We start from the raw sequence: 1,099 nt of genomic DNA, 5'->3' as shown, positions 1-1,099 counted from the left end.
ACAATGATATTGAAAAACTCAAAAAACTTATAAACGATAACGTTTTAGTTGCTTGAAGATTTGATGTTTTCGATAAATTGGTCAAATAAATAACTTGAATCATGTGGTCCAGGGCTTGCTTCTGGATGGTATTGAACCGAAAAACAGTTTTTCGATTTCATTCGCATTCCAGCTACAGTTCCGTCATTCAAATGTTCATGTGTCAATTCAAAATCTGGGTGCTTGTCTAATTCTTCTCTCACGATAGCAAAACCGTGATTTTGAGAGGTAATTTCACCTTTACCGGTAATCACATTTTTAACTGGGTGATTAATTCCACGGTGACCATTGAACATTTTGTAGGTTGAAATTCCGTTAGCTAACCCAATAATTTGATGTCCTAAACAAATTCCAAATAACGGTTTATTTTCATTAAGAATTTGTTTTGCCACTTCTTGAGCTGTTTCTAAAGGCTCTGGATCACCAGGACCGTTTGATAAGAAATAACCGTCTGGATTGAATGCTTTCAAATCTTCAAATGAAGCGTTATATGGAAAAACTTTAATGTAGCAATCTCTCTTAGCTAAATTTCTAAGAATATTAGTTTTGATTCCTAAATCTAATGCAGAGATCTTATATTTTGCTGATTCATCACCGAAGAAATATGGTTCTTTAGTAGATACTTTTGAAGCCAATTCCAAGCCATTCATATCAGGAACTTGAGCTAGTCTTTCTTTTAATTCTTCGATTGGAGTACCATCGGTACAAATAACCGCATTCATAGCTCCATTATCTCTAATATAACTTACCAAAGCTCTTGTATCAACATCAGAAATTACGATAAGATTTTGTTTGTTCAAATAATCAAATAAACTTTCAGAAGCATCTTCACGAGAATAATTAAAACTAAAATTTTTACAAACTAATCCCGATATTTTAACAGAATCTGATTCCACTTCTTTCTCGTTTACACCATAATTCCCAATGTGTGCATTGGTAGTAACCATGATTTGCCCAAAGTAAGAAGGATCTGTAAAAATTTCTTGATAACCTGTAGTTCCTGTATTAAAAGCGACTTCACCAAAAGTTACACCTTCAATTCCGATTGATTTTCCGTGAA

Annotated in this window: 1 protein-coding gene; it reads right to left on the bottom strand. The window is 33.4% G+C overall.

The genetic code is table 11. From position 1 onward, the window contains the following. Window positions 1-44: 44 nt before the first annotated feature. Window positions 45-1,099, bottom strand: a 1,055-nt coding sequence (gene carA / locus Q0075_RS11685) for a glutamine-hydrolyzing carbamoyl-phosphate synthase small subunit (RefSeq protein ID WP_297869665.1), incomplete at its 5' end; no start/stop codon positions are given.

This window comes from uncultured Flavobacterium sp. (genome assembly GCF_937967675.1).
Lineage (GTDB): Bacteria > Bacteroidota > Bacteroidia > Flavobacteriales > Flavobacteriaceae > Flavobacterium.
The sequence above is the reverse complement of the archived record's forward strand: the minus strand, read 5'-3'. Positions and strand labels throughout refer to the sequence as shown.